Annotated in this window: 17 protein-coding genes; 8 read left to right on the top strand and 9 right to left on the bottom strand. The window is 59.9% G+C overall.

The window, feature by feature from the left end:
- Window positions 1-2: 2 nt before the first annotated feature.
- Genes ASD99_RS01180 through ASD99_RS01170 form a run of 3 tightly spaced genes read right to left on the bottom strand, consistent with a single transcriptional unit; the run spans window position 3 to window position 3477 of the window.
- Window positions 3-392, bottom strand: a complete 390-nt coding sequence (locus tag ASD99_RS01180; RefSeq protein WP_056593359.1) for a response regulator — start codon at window positions 390-392, stop codon at window positions 3-5.
- Complete coding sequence (locus ASD99_RS01175; RefSeq protein ID WP_056593357.1) at window positions 389-1036, bottom strand: response regulator transcription factor; 648 nt, start codon at window positions 1034-1036, stop codon at window positions 389-391. The genes ASD99_RS01180 and ASD99_RS01175 overlap by 4 nt, the downstream gene beginning before the upstream one ends.
- Entirely contained in the window at window positions 1033-3477 is a 2445-nt protein-coding gene (locus tag ASD99_RS01170) for a PAS domain-containing protein (protein ID WP_056593354.1), read from the bottom strand. The genes ASD99_RS01175 and ASD99_RS01170 overlap by 4 nt, the downstream gene beginning before the upstream one ends.
- Before the next feature lie 636 nt (window positions 3478-4113).
- Here ASD99_RS01170 and ASD99_RS33040 point away from each other — a divergent pair.
- The 3 genes from ASD99_RS33040 (at window position 4114) to ASD99_RS01155 (ending at window position 7440) form a co-directional block, all read left to right on the top strand.
- Complete coding sequence (locus ASD99_RS33040; protein WP_156388900.1) at window positions 4114-4410, top strand: hypothetical protein; 297 nt, start codon at window positions 4114-4116, stop codon at window positions 4408-4410.
- A gap of 267 nt (window positions 4411-4677) precedes the next feature.
- A complete protein-coding gene (locus ASD99_RS01160) occupies window positions 4678-6204 on the top strand; it encodes a Do family serine endopeptidase (protein WP_057142468.1) in 1527 nt (508 codons plus the stop codon).
- A gap of 297 nt (window positions 6205-6501) precedes the next feature.
- Window positions 6502-7440: a 2-hydroxyacid dehydrogenase gene (locus tag ASD99_RS01155; RefSeq protein ID WP_056593345.1), complete on the top strand. Its 939-nt coding sequence runs from the start codon at window positions 6502-6504 to the stop codon at window positions 7438-7440.
- A 25-nt stretch (window positions 7441-7465) separates the two neighbouring features.
- Here ASD99_RS01155 and ASD99_RS01150 read toward each other — a convergent pair whose 3' ends face one another.
- Window positions 7466-8524, bottom strand: coding sequence for an AraC family transcriptional regulator (locus tag ASD99_RS01150; protein ID WP_056593343.1), 1059 nt, complete (start codon window positions 8522-8524; stop codon window positions 7466-7468).
- Window positions 8525-8795: 271 nt separating this feature from the next.
- On the opposite strand from ASD99_RS01150, the gene ASD99_RS01145 reads away from it, so the two are divergent.
- Window positions 8796-8969, top strand: coding sequence for a hypothetical protein (locus ASD99_RS01145; RefSeq protein ID WP_156388899.1), 174 nt, complete (start codon window positions 8796-8798; stop codon window positions 8967-8969).
- Window positions 8970-9379: 410 nt separating this feature from the next.
- Here the strand turns inward: ASD99_RS01145 and ASD99_RS01140 are convergent, their stop codons facing one another.
- The 4 genes from ASD99_RS01140 to ASD99_RS01120 form a co-directional block, all read right to left on the bottom strand.
- Entirely contained in the window at window positions 9380-9712 is a 333-nt protein-coding gene (locus ASD99_RS01140; RefSeq protein WP_156388898.1) for a hypothetical protein, read from the bottom strand.
- A gap of 237 nt (window positions 9713-9949) precedes the next feature.
- Window positions 9950-10858, bottom strand: a complete 909-nt coding sequence (locus ASD99_RS01135) for a hypothetical protein (protein ID WP_156388897.1) — start codon at window positions 10856-10858, stop codon at window positions 9950-9952.
- Window positions 10859-12209: 1351 nt separating this feature from the next.
- On the bottom strand, window positions 12210-15350 hold the full coding sequence (locus tag ASD99_RS01125) for an efflux RND transporter permease subunit (protein WP_056593328.1): 3141 nt from the start codon (window positions 15348-15350) through the stop codon (window positions 12210-12212).
- Window positions 15347-16519 (bottom strand): efflux RND transporter periplasmic adaptor subunit, encoded by a 1173-nt coding sequence (locus tag ASD99_RS01120; protein ID WP_057142465.1) that lies wholly within the window; start codon window positions 16517-16519, stop codon window positions 15347-15349. The genes ASD99_RS01125 and ASD99_RS01120 overlap by 4 nt, the downstream gene beginning before the upstream one ends.
- 207 nt (window positions 16520-16726) lie before the next feature.
- On the opposite strand from ASD99_RS01120, the gene ASD99_RS33035 reads away from it, so the two are divergent.
- From ASD99_RS33035 to ASD99_RS01095, 4 genes are all read left to right on the top strand, one after another.
- On the top strand, window positions 16727-17254 hold the full coding sequence (locus ASD99_RS33035; protein ID WP_056593322.1) for a hypothetical protein: 528 nt from the start codon (window positions 16727-16729) through the stop codon (window positions 17252-17254).
- Between the two features lie 383 nt (window positions 17255-17637).
- The gene (locus tag ASD99_RS01105) at window positions 17638-18939 is read left to right on the top strand and encodes an HlyD family secretion protein (protein WP_082583108.1); all 1302 of its coding nucleotides are present in this window, start codon (window positions 17638-17640) and stop codon (window positions 18937-18939) included.
- Window positions 18936-20522 (top strand): DHA2 family efflux MFS transporter permease subunit, encoded by a 1587-nt coding sequence (locus ASD99_RS01100; protein WP_057142463.1) that lies wholly within the window; start codon window positions 18936-18938, stop codon window positions 20520-20522. Before ASD99_RS01105 ends, ASD99_RS01100 begins: the two co-directional genes overlap by 4 nt.
- A gap of 2 nt (window positions 20523-20524) precedes the next feature.
- The gene (locus ASD99_RS01095; RefSeq protein ID WP_057142462.1) at window positions 20525-22069 is read left to right on the top strand and encodes an efflux transporter outer membrane subunit; all 1545 of its coding nucleotides are present in this window, start codon (window positions 20525-20527) and stop codon (window positions 22067-22069) included.
- 124 nt (window positions 22070-22193) lie between these two features.
- Here the strand turns inward: ASD99_RS01095 and ASD99_RS01090 are convergent, their stop codons facing one another.
- Entirely contained in the window at window positions 22194-22490 is a 297-nt protein-coding gene (locus tag ASD99_RS01090) for a hypothetical protein (RefSeq protein ID WP_156388896.1), read from the bottom strand.
- Window positions 22491-22599 lie beyond the last annotated feature (109 nt).

The following is a 22599-nucleotide window of genomic DNA, read 5'->3' as shown; positions in this document are numbered from 1 at the left end:
CATCACTCCCCTCGGGATGAGGCCAAAACGGCCAGGGCGACCGCCGCAAGCAGTGCTGAAGCATCGAAGGGCTTTCGAAAGAAACCGTGATGACTTTCAGCAGCCGCGCGCCTTTGGTCTGCGGCTTCATGGCGCGCCGTAATAAAAATGACGGGCAAGTCGGGCCGCACATTTCGCGCTCGCCGGCGAAGCTCGAAGCCGTCGACAACTGGCATGCCGATATCGGCAATCAGGCAATCTATCTTACGCAACACGTCGCGTTCGAGGAGAGACTGAGGGGATGAGAACAAACGAACCGAGTGCCCCGCCGACTCCAGGAGGTCCTCGATCGACTCGAGGACCCGAACGTCGTCATCGACAACCGCGATCGTTGATTTCCGAGCAGCATTCATTTCGAAGATGTTCCCGCGCGCCGAGAATGGGTTACTGGTACTTGCAGCCTTTCGGCGATCCTCACGAGATCGGCCAGCGATGCTGCCTGCATCTTGTGCATGATCTTGCCGCGGTGGATTTGCAGCGTCACCTCACTGATCCCAAGTTCCGCGGCCGCCTGCTTGTTGAGCAGACCGCTGACGACCAGCGGCAGAACCTGGCGTTCGCGAGAGGTCAGGGAGGAAAGGCGGCGCTGTAGCGTCACAAGCTCGGCCCGCTCCAGGCGGACGCCGCAATCCCGATCGATCGCCGTGTGTACGGACTTCATCAACTCGGTTTCGCTGAACGGTTTGGTGAGGAAGTCCACGGCACCGCGCTGGATGGCGCGTACAGAAGATGGAATATCGCCGTGTCCGGTGATGAAGACGATAGGCGGATGTTGCTCTCGGTCGGTCTGTTTCTGGAATTCCAGCCCGTTGATGTCCGGGAGTTCGACATCAAGGATCAGGCAACCGGACAGGTCCGGCCGGGGAAAAGCCAGATAGTCGGCAATCGAGTTGAAGGCGACGGAAGCCAGACCTCTTGCCGCCAGAAGCTCGCACAGCGCCTCGCATATGCGCTGGTCGTCATCAACGATGAAAACGATACAGTCGTCCTGGGTCATGCGGCGTCGCCCGATTGGATCGGCAGCGTAAACGAGAACACCGTTCCCCTTGGTTCGATGCTCTCTGCCCAAAGCCGGCCGTCGTGTGATTCCAGTATCGAGCGACAGATTGCCAGGCCCATACCCATCCCCCCCGCCTTCGTCGTGAAGAACGGTTCGAAAATTCGTTCTGGTTCGGCAATTCCGTCGCCGTTGTCGCGGACGTAGACCAGGATCGCATTCTCTCCATAGCGGTGTGATCCAAACTTCAGTGATTTCGACACGTCGATTGTCGACTTCATTGCGTCGATCCCGTTGCGGACCAGATTGACCAGCACCTGCTGCATCTGCACGCGGTCCGCGAGCACTGGCGGCAGGCCCGCATCGAGATCCGCCTCAACGAAGATGCCCTGCGAGATTATTTCATCGAACATCAACTGACGCACCTCGCCGATCACCTCGTTGAGATTGATTGAAGTTCTGGACGAAGCGGTCTGTTTGAAGAGTGCTCGTATTCGGTCGACAACCTCGGCAGCTGCCATGGAATCGCGAACCATTCGCTCCGCGGTAATGCGTGCCCGCTGGAGGTTTGGAGGATCCGCCGACAACCAGCGTTGGCAGGCATGACTGTTGGTGATGACAGCCGCCAAGGGCTGATTGACCTCATGCGCGATCGATGCCGACAGCTCGGCGAGGCTCGCAAGCTGCGAAGCGCGCGAAAGCTTGTCCTGCGTCGCACGAACGACATCATGTGCTCTCATCTCGTCATCGATGTCGATGATGACGCCATACCATTTCACGATGCGGCCATCGTCGTCCCGTAGGGGCTGGGCGCGGTTATCAACCCAACGATAGACGCCATCGCCCCGGCGGTTGCGGTACCGCATGGCGAAAGGCTCCCCGGTCTTCAGTGATTGCATCAGGTTTCCCTTTACAGCTTCCACGTCATCGGGATGCATAAGTCGTCCAAGTGCCCCGTCCAGCTTGGAGCCTTCCTTGGGCTGACTGTGGTCAATCTTGCGGCCATAGTAGGTCTCCAGCTGCTTGTTGATGTAGGCTGGTTCACCTTCGGGAGTGACCGACCAGACGAGTGTCGGTATGGTGTCGACAAGCTGCTGGAGTTCATACTGTCTGGCTCGCAATGCCTCTTCGGCCCGCTTGCGATCGTCGATGTCGGTGTTGCTCCCAAACCAGTGGATCACAGTGCCGGAGGCATCGCGCACTGGTTCGGCCTGGAAAAGGAACCAGCGGTACTGGCCATCGAAGCGGCGCAGCCGTGCCTCGATCTCGCCCGGCGCACCAGCCGCCAGGAGAGATCGCCAGTATTCCACAAGCCGGCCTCGATCGTCCGAATGTATGACGGCAGTCCAATTCCAATCCGTTGCCTGCTCCTGCGACAGCCCCGTGTATTCGAGCCATCTCCGGTTCAGGAATTCGGTGGACCCGTCTGTGTGGGCGGACCAGACCAGTGTCGGAAGAGCGTCGATCAGCCGCTGGAGCTGAAACTCTTTGATCTCCGAAGCCCGTTCCACTCTCTTCAAATCATCGATGTCGGTGAACAGGCCGCACCAGCATACGACTTTGCCATCTTCGTCGAAGATTGGTTCGACGCGCGCATGGAACCAGCGGTATACGCCATCGTATCGCCGCATGCGGTACGCGCGGTCCATCGGCTCGCCGGTTTGAATGCTACGGACCCGCGCTGCCGCAACGCCGTCGCGTTCGTCGGGATGAATGATGCTGAGGAAACCCAGCCCACTCAGATCGAAGAGATCCGGTCCAAAATAGTCCCTTTGCGTCTTGTTGGCGTAGTCCTGATTGCCTTCGGAGTCAGCGGTTATGATCAGCCCCGGGATGTTGTCGAGTATTGACCGGAGACTGTGCTCGGTCGCGCGCAGGGCTTCCTCCGCGACCTTCTGGTCATCAATATCGAGCAGGATTCCACACCACCCGATGAACTCGCCGTCCCGATCGTGCCTGGGGCAAGCCGCGACACGGAACCAGCGATAGGTGCCATCGTGGCGACGAAGCCGGTACGCGCCATGAAATTGCTGGCCATTCTCCAGGCATTGCGACATGAGGCCTTCAGTTCGGTCGAAGTCCTCCGGATGAATAACCTGTCGGCAATGGAGATTGCTGGTGTCGACGGCGCCGAGATAATCCCGAAGGCTCGTGTTCCCCTTGGTCAACCGGCCTTCCGTGTCGACGATCCATGCCAGTCCGGGAATGCCCTCCAAGAACTCACGCGCGTCATACCCAGTGCGATCCAACGCACCTTGCCTTTGCGGCCCTTGAATGAAAACCCCGGTCAAGATCGCCGTTGCGGCGAGGAGAGCCGAACGCACATAAACACTCGGTCCGGCGGTCGCTGCCAGTTCGCTGGACAGCCAGAACACCAACAAGCCAGCGCCGGAAATGGCTATTGTCGAGCCATACTTCCGCAGCGGCGGCATTGCTTTCATTTTTGGACACCTCCCGGCGCGGCCACTGCTGCCGCGCCAAGCGGCATCAGGGCCTCGCCTCGCAAGAAGACAACACAATCGGTCCCCCGAGATGTCGGACTTCTACCACACTATATCAGAACTGAATGCCGCCCAGGCATAATGGAAAGATGTGATAGACAGCCGGTCGCCCGCCGCTGCCGTAGCACCGTACTGGGCGGACAGCACCAGATGACGCTCAGATACGTGGATCCCCGGCACCGGCCGAACTGACACCGGTCTGCCGAGCATCCCTCGGGACCGACAGACCCGGACTGGACACGCAGCATCCACCGATAGGTCACTCTGCGACCAGGGTGATAACCGCAAGGAAGCGCCAGTAGCCGCAAAGCAGACAAAGCCGTTCCACAAACCAGCCCGTAGGCTGCTGTCGATCATGATGGAAGGCGCCCAATCGAAGACGGCCCGAGTGGCAAGCAGATGAATGTCGGGCAGATGAACGTCGTATCCGTCGGCTTGGGGACAAAGCCGCTGGCGGGTAGCGAACCTGTTGGAGTCGGTCACATCGTGACCGCCTACGACGCACGGCTTCCAAGGTCGAAGCCATTGATTTTCCGCGGAAGCGGTTGCCGGGGAAATATGACGAGGAGACTACAAATGGGCTGTAATCGAGCGCTGTTGCGGATTTCATCCATTGGCGCCGGCGTTTTTTTGTCGATCTGTCTCGCCGGTACTGTAGCGACCGCCACAGCCAAGGACGAGGACACCGTGACTGCTGTCGTTGCCGACCAAGTGCGAAGCCAGGGCTTCCCTTGCAAAAATCCGAGTTCTGCGGATCGCATTGAGGCCGAGTCCGTCCCAAATCAGACCGCTTACCTGCTCAAGTGCGAGGGCACGACCTACCGGGTGCTCTTGATCCCAGATCAGGCAGCTGAAGTGGCCAAAATTGACTGAAGCCCAATGCGGACTCCAGCGAGGAGACACTTCCAAAATCGAAATGGCCGATCTTTCTAGAAAGAAACCGCGTCGTCCCGCAAGTGACGGCCAGTCTTGCAAACAAGAAGACAACCCGGAGGCAACCGGCACCAGCTCAAGTAAATCGGCGCGATCGGAAGTTCATCAGCGAGGCTAGCGCATCCGATCGGCCATACGCCGGATAGACGGTTCCGCACGAGGAACACGCCACGGCGCCAGAACCAAGGCCTCGCACGGATCGCGATCATGTCAACTTTCAACATCCCCCGCAGGCACCGCGCCGTGCTGCTTTTCTCCGCCGTCTTCGTAGCGCCGCTCGCCGCTGGGGTCGCTCTGAACGCGAGTTTGGCCGATACACAAGCGGGCTCGTCCCCGGTTGCCTCCGCCATTGGCGCCTCGGCCACCTCCTATGCTCCGATCGTGGCGGCCGACAAGCCGGCGGTTGTGACGATCACATCGATCATGAAAACGTCATCGGCGCCCGATGATCAAACTCAACCCTCAGACAGCGGTCTGTCGTCCGATGAGCGGTTGCCGCAATTCTTCGGCAATCGGAGAATCCCGGCACCCAAGGCTCCACCGCAAGGAGCGACGCAACTGGCAGAGGCCCTTGGTTCCGGCTTCATCGTCAGCTCAGACGGCACCATCGTCACCAACAACCATGTCATCGACGGAGCTTCGGATATCATGGTGACGCTTGATAATGGAACCGAGCTGCCGGCGACCCTTGTCGGCCACGACGCAAAGTCGGACCTTGCGGTCCTGAAAGTAAAGGCTGGGAAGCCCCTTCCCACTGTAGCCTGGGGTAATTCCGACGGACTCAGGGCAGGCGACCCGATTCTGGCGATTGGCAATCCGTTCGGCATCGGAACGACAGTCACTGCGGGAATCGTTTCCGCCCGCGGGCGTGACCTCAACAGTGGTCCCTACGACGATTTCCTTCAGATCGACGCGCCGATCAACCACGGCAATTCGGGTGGGCCTCTTGTCGACATCAGCGGCGCTGTCGTGGGTATCAACACCGCGATCTACTCACCCAATGGCGGCAGCGTCGGCGTCGGATTTGCGATCCCTTCCAATGAGGCCAGACAGATCGTCGCCAAGCTGGTGAAGAACGGTTCGATCGAACATGGCCTGCTCGGCATCGAGATGCAGCCGATTACAACCGACCTCGCCAGCGCCCTCGGTCTGCCGACGCCTGAGGGTGCTTTGGTCGCTCATGTCGGCGATGGATCGCCCGCCGCTCATGCGGGCATCGAGACCGGCGACGTCATCACCGGATTTGCCGGTCAAACCATCAAGGAGCCCAAGACCCTGTCTCGAGCCGTGGCGGATCTCTTGCCGGGGAAAAGGGAGGCGATGTCCGTTTGGCGCAATGGGAAGATAGTTGCGTTGTCGGTGGTCGTCGGCGGCAATGACGACAGCGTCAAACAGGTGGCCGCGATCAACTCTTCCCAGCCGCTGCATTCCAGTTTTCCAACACTCGGTCTGGCGCTTGGTGACCTCGATCAAACCGTCCGCCAGGCCCTGAATGTGCCTTCGCAGGTGCGCGGCGCCGTGGTCGAGGGTATCGATCCGGACGAGCCGGCAGCCACCTCCGGCATTGAATTGGGCGACATCGTCGTCTCGGTCAATCGCGTGCCGGTACAGACTGCCAAGGAGACGAGCCAGGCCATTAGTGCCGCAACAAAATCCAGCAAGAAGTCGGTGCTGCTGCTGATCAAGCGTGGCGAACGGCAGACCTTCATCGCTGTGCCGTCCGGTAACGGCTGAGATGACGTGCCAAAAACCGCCGGGACGACGGTATTGCCAGGCGGGCCTAGGGCGCCGTCGAGAACGAGGATGCGCTCGCGTGCAGCAGCCGTCGGCGCCGTAAGAACTCCGAGCCGTCGGCTTTCGCGGCTACCCGGCCCGAACAGCGCATAGAGCGATGACAGCGCCTAATCCATGGGTATGGGCCTGATCCATCTGATGTATCCTTCGGCCAGCGCTCCAAGATTATTCGCAGATCGGTCAAGATCAGCCAAACTTGCCGACGCTTGGAGATCCCCAATCGGAGGCGAGTCTGTGATGGAAAAGGAGTTGGTGGCTCTGGCGCACCCATATCTCGCGCCGTTTCTACGCGACATGCTCGGAGCCAAGTATCAAATCGTCGAGCTTGCCTCTCCCATTTCGGAGGCTGGCTCGTGTTCCGCCCGTGCCGTGATCGTCGACGGAAGCCGTCCATTTGATACGAACTTTCTGCAGGTCCTGCCGAACCTTGCCCTGATAGCCTGCTTCAACACGGGTTATGACGGAATAGATGTGGACTGGGCCCGAGAGCACGGCATCATTGTGACGCATGCCCAGAACGTCAACCACGAGGACGTGGCCGACTTTGCGATCGCGCAGATATTGAACATCTACAGGAGTATCTCCACCGGCGATCGCTGGGTTCGCGCCGGCGAATGGCGATCAGGCCGGAAGATGATAACGCGTTCCGTCGCGGGGCTCCGGCTCGGCATCGTTGGACTGGGCAGCATCGGACGTGCGATCGCTCATAGGGCGGATGTGCTGCGGATGGTGACTTCGTGGTGGGGGCCACATGACAAGCCTGGCACCCCTTGGCCGAAGGCAGCGAGCATTCTCGGACTTGCACAGGCAAGTGATGTGCTGGTGGTCGCCGCGCCCGCCAAGAAGGGCAACCGCGGACTGATTTCGGCGAGCGTGCTGCAGGCGCTTGGCTCCCAAGGCGCCATCGTCAATGTGGCCCGAGGATCGCTAGTCGACGAGAGTGCGCTGATCGATGCGCTCACGCGCGGTGCGCTGCGAGCTGCCGCGCTGGACGTCTACCAGGATGAGCCGGCCTCACCCAGGCGCTGGGCTGACATTCCCAACCTGTTTCTATCGCCACACATTGCCGGCGTTACCGATTTGGCCCTGAGCCGCATGGGGACGCTCGTGCGTGCAAACCTCGACGCCTTCTTTGATGGAGAGCCCGTGCTAACCCCCGTTGAGGCCGCAGCCTGATCCCAAGGCGTCCTGTGGTCTAGACTTAGACTAGGCTCCGCTGGTAGGCGCTCGGCGTCAGGCCGGTCGCCTTGCGAAAAGCGGCCGTGAATGAGCTGGTCTCGCTATATCCGACAGTCAATCCGATGTCCGTCACCGAATGAGCGCGCGTCGCAAGGAGACCTTTGGCATGCTCGATTCGACGGCTGGTAAGATACCGATGCGGAGGCATCCCAAAAGACAGCTTGAAGGCACGGCAAAAATAGCATGGGCTCAACCTGGCAAGCTGCGCGAGAGTGGCGAGCGGTACCGGTTCGCCCAAATGCGCCTCGATATGCGCCGTGACCACCCGCTGCTGCCAAGCCGCAAGCCCGCCTCGAAGCTGAGGTTCGGCTCTCGGCGTCCCCTCGTGGAAACGGATCAGCTCATGAGCCAGGACGATGCCCAGTGCTTCCAGGTAGCACCGGCTCTCCGGGGTTGGATTTTCTAGCGACCTCATCAGTTTGAGGGCCGTGCCCAAAAGCGTTGCGTCCTCAAAGAAAAGCTTCGCCGCGAACGTCACATCTGTCATGCCAGCGTTGAACGGAACTTGCAGCTTGGCAGGATCAAGATAGACAAACATGAGACGCGCAAACGTCCGCGGCGCATGCCATTCAAGATATTCGCAACCGGCGGGCACCAAGGTAAGCCGGCGACCAAAATCCCGCAGTTTCGATCGGGGCAAACCTTCGACGAAGGTATCACCATCTCGCCGCGTCCCCTGCTCGTAGACCACCAGCAAGTGCATGGGCGCGCGAAACCGGAATTCGAATTTGTCATGGCCGGCGGCCTGGACCACCTCGGCAACTATCCCATCCGAAATCGCCGTGCGACTACTCACGGCGTCGGCTGAAGATATCTCGACACGGTAGTCGGCCCCATCGGCACTCCGGCGCCAAAACTGCGCATGCGCCACGGAGTTGGTACGGTGTGCCTTTCCGCCGTTGAACGGAGCACGCCAATCCGCCGACAGGAATGGTCCCCTTTGCTCCGGCCGCCGAGCATTGGCCGCGAAGGCAGCAATCGCGAGTGTATCGATGTCGCTGGAGGCAGGATTCATCAACATGGCTTGGCGCACATCCTTCGGGTTATCCCATTTGATGTCAGCCTAAGGCGCCGGCGATGATTTATCCCATCCTACATCCGTCGGCGGTAATAGAGTATTGGTTTGAACCACTCATACTTTGGTTTGTGATTGGACATCGCGATCGATAGTAATGGTGCTTGTGCCGCGCGGACCAATTGGCCGGTTCTTTAATCCCGGCCGATCCCAGGTGATTGGTCGATTTTGCGCTACTGGACGTCACGTCTTGATGACCCTGAACGAGGATCCCTGCATGGCCTGGACTTTTGACGTTCCGCGCGAAATCCGCAAGCTGGATGCAAAGCCGGCAAGAACGACGAAGCACCGGCAGCAAGAAGCGCTAGGCTTCAAGTCGGCGCTGCGATCGGTGGTTTCGATCCCATTTCCGTCCACCATCGTGGCAGCGCTCCAACTCGTGCCAGATTGATCCTGCGGGCCTCTCCCCTCCCTCGCCCGCCGATCGATTGTGAAGGCGCTCTTCCCCCCAGGAGCGTTTCTCACCGCTCGAGTTCTTGGGCCGATGACATGCTGTCATCGGCCCATTTTTCTCCTGCCTCCCGAGCAGAGCCGATTTACGGTCGATCGCCGAAGTGTTGCCGGCGTCGACACCTTCGGCGATGCGACCTGCTTGCGGCGCGATGTGTCGCGCGATTTCGAAGACAGGTATCCGACGTCGCCACGGGCGCTCGACCGCCTCTTAGCGACGTCCCGGACAGGAAGGAATGGACAGCGCTGTCGGCAGTTCGCCAAGCTCTGTCACAGATGGGGCCAACTCAAGTCGACGGCGCGGTCAAGGCAGCCTCAGCCGCAATCACCACGTCGCGTGACGCCTTCGCATCAAAACCCGTTCATGCCCGAAAAGAGGCCGGAATCGGTCGAGGGATACTTGTCCCCGTCGTTATCGAGCTGCGATACGGGCTTCTTGGCCGATCTGCTTGTCGGTTCTTGAACGGGCCGCGGCAACGATGAGTGGTTGCTGTTCGTTTTTCGTTCGGCGTGATTGAACTTCACCTGCGTTTGTCCCGGAGGCGAACCTGCGGCGGCGGCCCAAGCGGTCGACAGGAGGACTGCCGCTAATGCAGCCGCGATTGGAAGAGAGCTCATGTGTTTCACCTGTTGTTCTGTTGCGCAGCCGGCGAAACTCGAATTTTCGACAGAATTGTCGCTCATGCCGGTGACGTTTACATAGGTTTTGAAACGCGTCTCGCGGCAGTATACGAAACACATCCGACGTGGCTGTAATTGTTTATCTTCATAGCATTGGAGTATAATTCGACCAACAAGAAGTGATGCGGGGCATAAGACCAGGGCGCCCCTCGTCGTCGGATTGATCCGAGGCCCTCGTATGGCGGCCTGGCCTCTGGCCGCTGAGGATCCTGGTCTGTTCATACACAACGCGGCGCGCGATCAGTCGAAGATCGGCTTTCCGATCGCGTTCGAAAAGATGTTGCCTAGATAGAAGTGGAGTTGTGCACGCACGCCGATGTCGCGGCCCGAGCTCTCATTGATCGGAATGATCGCCTCTACCCCGAGTTGGGCGTACTCGCCCACCCAGATGACGCCAGGATTGATCGTGCCCGTGGTCTCTCCGGCCGACGGTCCGTTCAGCGGCGTCTGCATCGCAAATTCCACCAGCGGCACCAAACCCTCGGCGAAGCGATGAGCATTCCCCTTGCCTGCGGAATGTGAATTGGTGAGCAGGCTGTACTCCAGGGCAAAGCCCCATTGCAGGATGTCTGGGTTGTCGACCGAGGTGGTGCCGGTCACGGTGGCGGATTCGGTTGGCAGTGCGACTCCGAGGGTCGCGGTGACATTGACCGGTCGCAGCCACGCCATAGAATCCGACAGATCGCCGAAGCCCTTGCCCACGTATACGGTCGGCGTCAGCACGGAGAACGACTTGGCACCGATGTCGGACGATCCGGTGCCGCCCAGCGCCAGCGTGCCGCCTGCCGAGAGCACGAACTCATGCTCGGCACTGGAATAGAGTTCGTACTGTGTGCCGAGCACCAGATCGTCGAAGCCCGCCCGTGCGCTCCCCTTCTGATCGATCATGCGGTAGTTCGCGGTGAACGAGACCGACCAATCCGGGGTGATGAGCTTGCTGTAGGAGAAAGGAAAATCGACCTCGCGCGAGGCGGTGTCAGGCAACTGCGTCAATTGGGGAAAATTGACGAAATCGGCCGGGGTGGGAACGACGGTCGCCAGAGTCGAGGGTAAGAAGCGGTCCCCAACGTAGGACGCCGATGCTTCCGAACTTGCAACGAGAGACAATAAAAAGCTGGGCACCGTCAGGTGCCAGGCCCGGTTAGCCATCCCACTCTCCTACCGAAAAATTGACCCGTCAGGCCAGGCGCTCGCAATCGAGGGCGACGGTGATCCAGGATTCGGCCTCGATCACCTCCTCGATCACCTCGAAGCGCCCGATGCCGAGCGCTTCGTCGTCCATGGGTTTCGCTTACATCCACTGACTGCAGGAATTGGGGACGATCCCCTTGGCCCTGCACGGATCGGACCGTCCGGCAGGGGCGCGCACGAGACAGGGGCGGTTCAGTCTGGACATCGTCTTTCTCTACAAACCAAAGCAAGGCGATCAGCGCATCCGAATAGATGGCGAGGCAAACCAAAAACGATCTGGCACCCGCGTCCGTGGTGCTGCCCGCGAGCACGGCGAAAAGACAGGGCGGTGCCATCATGGCAAAGAGTTCGAACCAGCGCGACTTACCGAGACGCTCGTGCCATGACAGCGCGTCGATGACCGGCGAGTCGAGCGGGCCTGTGTCGGCAGGAACCGCGGAGCCAGGCACCGAACCATGCCGACCGCGACCCAGGGGCAAGAAGCACCCGAGCCGGACAGCGCCCATTGCGATGCCTTGCTCTGTGCGGGCAAGGCCGGTCGCCCGCAGCACGCCCCAACCTCCGGCAGAGGACTTGTAGGGCCGCGTCGACTTCCTGGTCGCCATGCGTTGAATCCCCGTGATCGAGCGTCGAGTGTTGCGCTCAAGCAAAAAAATATCTTTCGCAAACGCCGCCCAAGTTCGAGTTTCGCCCGTTGCGTCTGATCTACTCGGCAGGACACCATAAGTAACCGTTTCACCAATTAGCTTGCGCAGCCATACCAATGGATGATTCAAGCCGATGGCAAAACCAATGCATGCTTCCAGGGAAGAGAAGGAGCAACGAATGAAATGTCTAAGCTGCGCGTGTGAGGTGGAACTACCTCACCAGTACTATTTTTGCTCTCGGGAATGTTTCGATGAGACAACCCACAACACCGAATGGAGGATGTTGAGCGATGGACTTCCGCCTACTGGTTTTCCTGCTGGTGGCCAGCCCCGCACTGGCTCAGGACCACACTTCCCACGCCCCGGCTGGCCCGCCCGAGGGCAACTACGGCCAGGGGCACGAGAAGTGGCACAACATCTACAGAGGGATGCATAACACGCTGGGTGGCTCATGCTGCAACGGCGGCGACTGTCGGCCAACGGTCGCCAAGTTCGAGGGGGGAAAGTGGTGGGGCAAACTCAATGGAGTATGGACGCCGATCGAGCCGCCCAAAAGGGTTCCTGAACACCCCTACTCATGGAACGAAACGGCCCACATTTGCGCGGCTGGGAACACCGTCTACTGCTTCATACCCCCCGACAACGGGACCTGAACCTCCAGCCTAGCCGGCTGGGTGCGTCGTTTCGGAGAAGAGTTCGCCTTGCTCGGGTTCCACGGGCAGTGTGCTCGCGCCTCGCAAGGCACCCAGGAATTCACTGAGCCGCTCAAGATACAGGTAGATCACCGGCGTCGTGTAGAGCGTGAGAATCTGCGACAGCACCAAGCCACCCACGATCGTATAGCCGAGCGGCTGGCGGATTTCCGATCCGGCGCCGGAGCCCAGCATCATCGGCACGCCGCCCAGCATCGCCGCCATGGTGGTCATTAGGATCGGCCTGAAACGTATCGTGCAAGCGCGGTAGATCGACTCCCGTGGACTGAGACCTTCGCTCCGCTCGACCTGGAGCGCAAAGTCGACAAGCATGATGCCGTTCTTCTTGACGATGCCGATCAGCAGGATAACGCCGATCATGGCGATGACGCTGAAGTCCATATGGACCGCCATCAGCAACAACAAGGCGCCGATAGCGGCCGAAGGCAGCGTCGACAGAATGGTAATCGGATGGATTATGCTTTCGTAGAGCACCCCGAGGATGATGTAGATCACCACCAGCGCCACTCCGATCAGTATTGGTGTGCCTGAGAGCGCCGACTGAAAGGCCTGCGCACTACCCTGGAAGCTGGTTGCGAGCGAAGCGGGCGTTCCGGCATCGCGTTCGAACTGCTGGATAGCGGCAACCGCATCTCCGAGCGCCGCCCCGGGTTTCAGGTTGAAGGAGATCGTGACCGCCGGGAACATGCTTTGATGGTTGACCACGATCGGCGCGGCCTTGGTCACGCTGGTCACCAGGGCGCTTAACGGCACCTGCTGTCCTGTCGAAGAATTCAGATAGATATCCTTGAGCGCTTCTGGACCGTACTGGAATTCCGGGCTGACCTCGAGAACGACGTGATATTGGTTGAGTTGGGTAAACATCGTGGAGACGATGCGCTGGCCGAAGGCATCATCGAGCGTGTTGTCGATGGTCGACGGAAGGATGCCGAAACTCGACGCGACTTCGCGATTGACGGTCACATCGAGTAGTGGTCCTGCATTCTCCTGATCGGTGGCGACGTCGACGATTCCCGGCAAGCCTTTAAGCTTGTCGAGGAAGATCGGCGCCCAATGGTTGAGCTCGTTGGAATCGGCATCGGCCAGAGTGTATTGATATTGCGTCTTCGAAACGCGACCGCCGATAGTGATGTCCTGCGCCGCTTGCATGTAGAGCGTTATGCCTTGGGTCTTGGCGAGTTGGGATGATAGACGGCTGATCACCTGATCGGCGCTGACGTCACGTTGGTTGTTGGGCTTAAGGGCGATGTACATTGTCCCTCGATTGAGCGTGCTCCCGCCAGTCGCTCCTATCGAGCCTGCGACCGATGCTACGGCCGGGTCCTTCAGCACAGTGTCGATTATCGCCTGCTGGCGCTCGGCCATTGCCGGGAACGAGATGTCCTGATCGGCCTCGGTGAGGCCGATAATCAAGCCGGTGTCTTGTTGCGGGAAAAAACCCTTCGGGATGACAAGGTAGAGATAGCCGGTGATGGCAATCGTTCCCAGCATGACGAGCAGCGTAACGAAACTGTGCCGCAGGACGATCCGTAAGCCCCGTTCATACACTCCAAGCAGCGCGTCGAAGCCGCTTTCGCAAATATCATAGAGCCGCCCGTGCCTGATGTCGGCCTCATGCCTGAGTAGATGCGCGCACATCATTGGCGTCAGCGTCAGCGAGATCACCAGCGACAGGATCAGTGAAACGCTCACCGTCACGGCGAACTCCTGGAAGAGTTCGCCGACATAGCCCCCCATCAGAAATAGTGGAATGAACACCGCGATGAGCGACAGCGTAATCGAAACGATGGTGAACCCGATTTCGCCCGAGCCCTTTAGCGCAGCCTGCATCGGGGTGAGGCCCTCTTCGACGTGGCGGACGATGTTCTCGATCACCACGACTGCATCGTCGACGACGAAGCCGACCGCGATCGACAAGGCCATGAGCGACAGATTGTCGAGACTGTAGCCAAACACATAGAGCACGGCAAAGGTGCCGATCAGCGAAAGGGGCACGGTTACTGCGGGAATGACCGTTGCCCAGAAATTGCGCAGGAACAGGAATATCACCATCACCACCAGGGCGATGGTCAGCATCAAGGTGAACTGCACGTCCTCGACCGAGGCACGGATGGTTTGTGTGCGGTCCGAAACGACCGATACCTTGATGCCGGGCGGGATCGAGGCTTGTAGTTGGGGCAACAGGGCCTGGATGCGGCCAACCGTCTCGATCACATTGGCACCGGGCAGACGCCGGATAGCCAGCAAGATGGCGGGCTTCTTGCCGAACCAGGCGGCCACAAACTGGTTCTCCGGCCCGTCGATCGCGGTGCCGATGTCGCGGATGCGCACAGGCGAGCCATTGCGATAGGCAACGACAATATCATTGTAGGGGGCAGGCTTGAGCAGCTGGTCGTTGGTGTTGAGCGTGAAGGTTTGACGCGGGCCGTTGAGCGTGCCCTTCGCAATATCGACATTGGCCTCGCCGAGCACGTTGCGAACATCTTCAAGCCCAATGCCGCGAGCCGCGGCCGCCTGTGGATTGATCTGCACACGGATCGCCGGCTTCTGCTGGCCGCCGATGCCTACAAGACCCACGCCGGAGATTTGCGAGATCTTCGGCAGCAGGATGTTTTCCGCATAGGCATCGACCGTCGTCAGCGGCAAGGTATCGGATGTCAGTGCGAGCACCAGGATCGGCGTATCCGCCGGATTAACCTTACGGATGGTTGGCGGATAGGGGATGCCCTGCGGCAGGAAGGGGCTGGCGGCATTGATCGCCGACAGCACGTCAACCGCCGCGCTGTCGACGCTGCGGCTGAGGTCGAACTGAATGGTGAGCTGTGTGCTGCCAAGCGCACTGGTCGAAGTCAGCTGGGTCACGCCAGGGAGTTGGCTTATCTGTTGCTCAAGCGGGGTGGCCACCGACGACGCCATGGTTTCGGGATCGGCGCCAGGCAACTGCGCTGATACCTGAAGCGTAGGAAAGTTGACGTTCGGCAGCGATGCGACTGGTAGAAGCTGGTAGGTGGCGAGCCCACACAGCAGCAGACCCGCCATCAGCAGGCTTGTCGCGATCGGCCGGTGAATGAAAGGGGCCGAGACGTTCACGGGATCGCTTGCTGCACTGCGCTTTGCAGGGCGGCTTCATCAGCGGCTTTGCCCTCCAGCACTTGAACGCGGCTGCCTTGCACGAGCCTGTACTGTCCGTCGACGACGACCGTTTCGTTGGCCTTGAGACCCGAATCGATGAGGGCTTGCCCCCCGCTCAACTGTGCAACAGTGACGGGCCGCATCTGCGCGGTTCCATCAGGTGCGATCACGTAAACATAGGAGCCGTTCGGACCTTGCTGCACCGCCGACCCTGCGATCGTCAGTCCCCCAGTGCGGGTATCGAGAAGCAAACGCGCATTCACGAGCGCTCCGGGCCAGAGTTGGTTCCGGGCGTTCGGAAACGTGGCCCGGAGGCGGATGGTCCCTGTCGTCTGGACGATCTGGTTGTCGACAAGCAGGAGTTTGCCTTCGTCGAGCTTGGTCTTGTCGTCCTGGCTGTACGCAAAGACCGTAAGCGGCCCCTTGGCCATCTGCTGCTGGATTTGTGGGAGCGTGTCCTCGGGCAGCGTAAAGATCAACGAGATCGGTTGGACCTGCGCAACATCGACCAGACCAAAAGTATCGGTCGGATGAATGATGTTGCCTTCGTCGATCTGCCGGATACCCGTTACACCGTCGATCGGCGAGGTCAGACGGGAGTAGCTCAGATTGATCTGGGCGGCTTGTAACAGAGCCTCGTCTGCCTTGATTGTTGCCTGGAGCTGGATGACCTGAGCCTTCTGCGTGGCCACCAGCTGGGACGTTGCAAAGCCTTTCGCCAGCAGTGGCGTGTAGCGGTCCAGATTTGCCTGCGCGTTGACGAGTTGCGCCTGGTCGCGATCGCGGGTCGCGGTAATCTGATCGATTTGTGCCTGATAGGGATCTGGGTCGATCTGCGCCAGCAGATCGCCCTTTTTCACTGTCTGACCTTGCGTGAATGCGATCTTCGTAATCGGTCCTGAAATCAGGCTATGCACCACCACGTTGTTGTAGGCGATCACCGTTCCCACTCCACGAAGGTAGATCGGCACGTCGTGACTGGCCACTTCGCCGGCAACGACCGGAACCGCCGGCGGAGGAACAGAGGCTGCCGCGGGTTCGGAAGGATCGTAGACATGCTTGGCTGCAAACCCAACGCCGCCGATCAAAATCAGCAGCGCGGCAACAATGACGGGTCGCTTGCGCATCGAAGGCTCCTACAAAGACGGGATCGCTTTTTTCAGCAGCCGGACGCCAACAGCGTGTTTGTGCCGGTCACGCCCGTGCTGCCGCAGGTTGGAACCGTTACCAGTGGGCTTGTCACCGGATCGGCTAATTCGGGTGTTGGGATGCCAATTATCGGGCTCACTCCCAAATTGCCGAGTTCCGAAGACCCCAGCGGAATCCCAACACCCATGGACGATGTCCCAGACGATGTGCCCGTGGTGGTGGATAGTATCGATGTGGTGCCGGAAGGCGACGCGCTCGACGCCGTCGTGCTGCAGGTGCCCGATGCTGTTGAAGGCATCGGGTTCACAGAAGACGTCCCGCTCATGGTCGTGGTTCCGTCAACGCCTCCGCCATCGAAAGTGGAGAGGGCGGAGGTCGTTCCGGCAAATTCGGAAGGTGACGCCAGAACACCAGGCGCCAGGAAATTGGTACACCCAGAATTGGGCGTGATTACAGAGCCAGGCGTCGTCAAGCCACCAGGATCGAGTTCGACCGCGCCCAGCGGAATACCAACCGGATTGAGGGGCGAACCAATGCCAGAGAGGGGCGAGGTCATTCCTATTGGCGGCGTGGTCGTGCTGACTTGCGCCAGGCTCGGCCCGCTGAACAAGAGAGCGATCGCAATGGCGATCGGCAAGATTGGCATCGCAACATCATTGTCATTTCGCATTGGAACTACCGTCGTTTCGTATGTCCAGGTGAGGCATGCGTAAAGGAACGTCGTTGGGCCGTTGGAACGCATTTCGCCCGGTCAGATCGGAGATGATGGCAGATGGAGGGGGAAGCGCTCTTCCGTAAAGGCGGCCGGATTTCCCTATTCGCACGCCGACCCCGAGCATTTGACGGTTCGTCGTCTCGGCTACAAACCAATGTATGAGCCACTCAGACTTCTACTTCATTCCCGTATACCTTTGCGGGATGGATCGCATGGTCGCTGGCACTTTAATGTGGGCAGAAGGCGAGACAGCGGGCCAGCATGGCAACCTGGCTTGCGCCGAGGGGTTTGAGCGGTCCTGCAAACGGATAGCGGTTGCTACAGGCGAAATCGACGATTTCGGGAAACGTCTCAGGTCAGTTCGCATGAGAGAGGCGCCCGATGTCCCAGACCGCCAGGATCAGTGTACTCCGCCAAGCCGGTGGCGGGTCCAAGGTGCCGCCGCCGGCGAGCGCCCCTATCGGTGAGACATTTGCGATCGCTCGCGTTCCGAACTCCACTATCCCCATAACCGCCGATAGCCGCCCTGGTGAAGGCGATCATGGCCAACAAGCTCCTGGAGGCCCGCTGCCGGCGAACGAGCAGCCCGAGGCGACCGTCGCAAGCGAGCACGTGCGCGGACCAGGCGGTTCAGATACCGGACACCGAAACCGCCGGCCAGCCGTCTTCATCATCGGTTTCATTGTCCTGGCTGCTCTTGTCCTCGGCGGATCCTACTACTGGTACGCGAACCGCAACTTGGTGAGCACGGATGACGCCTATGTCGATGGGCGGGTTGTCACCATCGCGCCGCAGGTTTCGGGCCTCGTCGTGTCGCTGGACGTGACGGACAACCAATTTGTACACAGGGGTGATCCGCTGATCCATATCGATCCGCGCTCCTACATGAGCGAGCGGAACCGGGCGCAGGGGACCCTGGACAGCGCCAAGGCGCAAGCTGCGGGGGAACGGCTGGCGACCGAGATCGCTCGCAAGAATTTCCCCGCCCTGTTCCAACAGGCCCAGGCTCAATTGCTGACTGCAAAGGCCAATTTGACAAAGGCCCAGGCCGACTATGACCGGCAGAGCACTCTGCCGAAAGCCGCGACGACGCAGCAGGAGGTCGATGCCGCGTTGGCGGCGCTGCGCCAAAGCAAAGCGCAAGTCACGCAAGCCGAAGCCCAGGTTCAGCTGAGTTCACCGGTCGAGCAGCACATCGGCCAGAGCGATACGCAGGTCGAACAGCTGAACGGTAAAGTCGAGCAGGCTCAAGCGCAGCTCGATCAAGCCGAACTCAACCTCTCCTGGACGGTCGTGACGGCGCCACAGGATGGCTGGATAACCCGGCGCAACGTGGAAATGGGCAACTACGTCACACCTGGCCAGCAGATCTTCTCGATCGTTCCGCCGGACATGTGGATCACGGCCAACTTCAAGGAAAACCAGCTTGATGGTCTGCGGCCCGGCCAGAGCGTGAAGATCGACGTGGATGCCTATCCTCGGCTCGACCTGCATGGCCATGTCGACAGTGTGCAGATGGGGTCCGGCTCGAAGTTCACCGCCTTCCCACCCGAAAACGCCACCGGCAATTTCGTAAAGATCGTCCAACGCGTGCCAGTCAAGATCGTCATCGACAGCGGGCTCGATCCCAAGCGTCCGCTGCCGCTTGGGATCTCGGTGGTTCCGACGGTTTCAGTTCGATGAGCAGCACTCCTGCCGAGGCCAGCGCAGCCTGGAAGCCTCGCTACAACCCTTGGCTCATCGCGGTTTCGGTGACCCTTGCCGCCTTCATGGAAATCCTCGACACGACGATTGTCAATGTTGCCTTGCCGCACATCGCCGGCAGTCTATCGGCGAGCAATGACGAGGCGACCTGGGCGCTCACCTCTTACCTGGTGGCAAATGGGATCGTGCTGACAATTTCTGGCTGGCTGAGCGATCTCTTAGGGCGCAAACGCTATTTCCTGATCTGCATCACCATGTTCACGGTCTTCTCGTTCTTGTGCGGGACGGCGACCAGTCTGGGCGAACTGATCGTCTTCCGGTTGCTGCAGGGTTTTTTTGGCGGCGGCCTGCAACCGAACCAGCAGTCGATCATCCTCGACACGTTCCCACCGGCCAGGCGCGCGGCCGCATTCGGCGTGACGGCGATCGCAACCGTCGTCGCCCCCGTCCTCGGCCCGACGCTGGGCGGCATTATCACCGATCAGTCGACGTGGCGCTGGATCTTCTTCATCAACATACCCGTGGGCATCCTCGCCGTCTTCTTGAATGCGATCCTCGTCGAAGATCCGCCTTGGGTGAAGGACAGGAAGAGCCGGGGGCTTGACTACATTGGCCTGTCGCTCATCACGCTTGGTCTCGGATGCCTGCAGATCATGATGGATCGCGGCACGGACGACGACTGGTTCGGTTCGCCCTTCATCGTGTTGATGGCGCTGCTCGCTTTCCTGGGAATCGCTGGCGCGATCGGCTGGCTGCTAATTGCCAAGAAACCGATCGTCAATCTCGAAGTGTTCAAGGACAGGAATTTCACCACCGGCTGCGCAATGATCGCGGCGATGGGCAGTATCCTCTACGCGAGCGCCGTCGTCATCCCACAGCTCGCACAACAGGTTCTTGGCTATACCGCAACCTGGGCGGGGCTCATTCTTTCTCCAGGCGGCATCATTGTCATCATCCTCATTCCATTGGTTGGACGCCTCATGACAATCGTCCAGACGCGGTTCGTCGTGGCTGCCGGTTTTTTGGTGATGGGAGGCGCGCTGTTGTTTTCGAGTCATCTGGCACCGAACGTCGATTTCCCGACACTCGTGCTGATGCGCAGCTTGCAGGCGGCCGCGCTGGCGTTTTTGTTCGTGCCCATCAGCACGACCACCTATCTCAGTTTGCCACGCGAACTGAGCGGCGACGGGGCTGCCCTCTTTTCGATGGTTCGCAACGTGTCCGGTTCGATAGGGATTTCCGTCGCAACCTCGCTCGTCACCGAGCGGAGCCAGATCCGGCAGTCCTACCTGTCGGAATGGGCCTCGCCCTTTCATCAACCCTACAACGTGTTGGTTGATCAATACGAACGTGCGTTGACGGCGACCGGGCATGCCGCGGGATCAGTCCATGGAATGGCGGTTGGAAAGGTCTACCAAGTCTTCCAGACGCAAGTTGCCGTCCTCGCCTATTCGGACGTCTTTCTGTTCTTCTCCTTTGTCGCCTTCCTCGCCGTCCCATTTTGCCTCCTGCTATCCGGCAAGAAGGCTGCCAACGGCGAGGGCGCCAGCCACGCGGGTTGATCATGGGCCAAAATTTGCGCGCTGTTGCAGCGATTCCAGTCATCTTCGCGCTGGCAGGTTGCACTGTCGGACCGGATTTCGTTAGGCCTGATCCCGGCTTGCCGAAACGCTGGTTTGCGAACGGCGCGGCAACTGCGCTGGAAAACTCCAGGGAATCCAGCGCTGCGGTTCTCGAGCCTGTCGACCCCGCTTGGTGGCAGGCCTTTCGAGACGCGGCTCTTACCTCGCTCATGCAGCGCGTCGCCGATGCCAACCTCGATGTGAAGACCGCGACCATCCGGCTCGCAGAAAGCCGTTTTCAGCGCGCTGCCGTGGCCTCCGCTCAACTGCCTGGCCTGAATGGCAGCGCCAGATACCAACATCAGAGTCTTGATGATGTGAGTGCCAAAGGCAGCCTGATCGGCGGCCTGCTTGGTTCACCGGGCAGCACCATTTCTTCCGCAAAGCCGGCCGACCTGTTTACCAGCGGCTTCGACGCATCCTGGGAACTCGATCTTTGGGGGCATGTCCGCCGCCAGGTCGAAGCTGCGGATGCGCAGGTTCAGTCTTCCGAGGAACGGCGGCGTGACGCGCTCGTCTCGAGCCTCGCTGAAACCGCACGCGACTACATCCAGCTGCGCGGCACGCAGACCCTAATCAGGATCGCCAACGACAATCTGAAGATCCAGCGAGACATTTTGCAGCTGACGCAAACGCGCCAGCTGCAAGGTTTGACGACCAGTCTGGACGTCGAGAACGCCGCCGCGCAGGTCGAAGCCATCCGTGCCCAGTTGCCCAGCCTGCAACAACAGGAAGCGCAGCAGATCAACGCCGTGAGCTTCCTGCTCGACCTGCCGCCCGATGCGCTGCGCGGCGAACTCGCCACCGGGAAACAGGTGGTGCCGATGCCTGCCCGGGTTCCGGCCGGCATTCCTTCCGATCTCGCGCGGCGGCGCCCTGACATTCGTGCTGCGGAAGCGCAGCTTCACGCGGCCACCGCAGACATCGGAGTCGCAGTGGCCGAATTCTATCCCTCCATCCAGCTGAATGGATCGGTGGGTTTCGACGCCCTCAAAGTCGGGAACTTGTTGACTGCCAGGGCGATCACAACCAATCTCGGCCCGAGCATTTCGATACCGATTTTCCAGGGCGGCCGGCTAAAGGCGACACTGGATCTTCGCAAGGCCCAGCAGGTCGAGGCGGCGATCGCCTACCACAGGACGGTGCTGCGAGCCTGGCACGAAGTTGTCGATGCCCTCATCGACTACCGCGCCGAACGGCAGCGGCGCTCCCGACTGGCCAGGCAAGTCGAGCATCTGCGTCAGGCCTTGTCGCTGGCCCGTGACCGCTACAATAACGGAGTCACCGAGTTCGACACGGTGCTCGACACCGCACGCACACTGCTGCAAGCCGAACAGGATCACGCACAGAGCACGACCAACATCTCGATCGACCTCGTCCAATTGTACAAAGCGCTCGGTGGCGGTTGGGAATTGACGTATCCGAACGCACCGCCCAAACCGCCGATCAATGCTCAACGAACTTCGAAAGCAGGAAAGCCGGCATGACCTCGACAGCGAGAAGGGCTCGACGTCGACCTTTGGGCAAGCTGGCTCGGAAATCGGTCAACTTGCCAATTGGAGCGGAAACAGGACCGCTTCAATCCAAACCACTCCAGTTGGCGAGATTGGGTCACAGGCAAGAGTGCCAGATTCCATTGGATCCATAGTAACTCGGGTCCACGGCATCAAACGAGCAGTAAGCCGTGTCTGTGTCGTCGTTCAACCAGGTCTGGTTGTCATTTTGCAGATCGCCAAGTTCCCGATCGCGAAAAAAGACCTTGTGGTGCTGGTTGCCGATGGCACCGCTGCCAGAGTGTACGGCATGACCGTCACTGCCGCCGCTGCGCGCCATGGAAACCGTCACCGTGCCGGTCGCCAGCATCACGCCCAAAGTAATCTTCGCCAATGTTGTGGCTGATTTTCTCACGATACGCTCCTTCAGATTGAGAATTCCAAGACTGTTGAACAGAATCTATATTAGTCATGTGCTTACTTCTCGGAATAGCATCTAAGTTTGATGCATATATATCATGATC

Origin of the sequence: Mesorhizobium sp. Root695 (assembly GCF_001428185.1) — a bacterium.
Lineage (GTDB): Bacteria > Pseudomonadota > Alphaproteobacteria > Rhizobiales > Rhizobiaceae > Mesorhizobium.
This window is presented reverse-complemented; position numbering and strand designations above follow the sequence as displayed.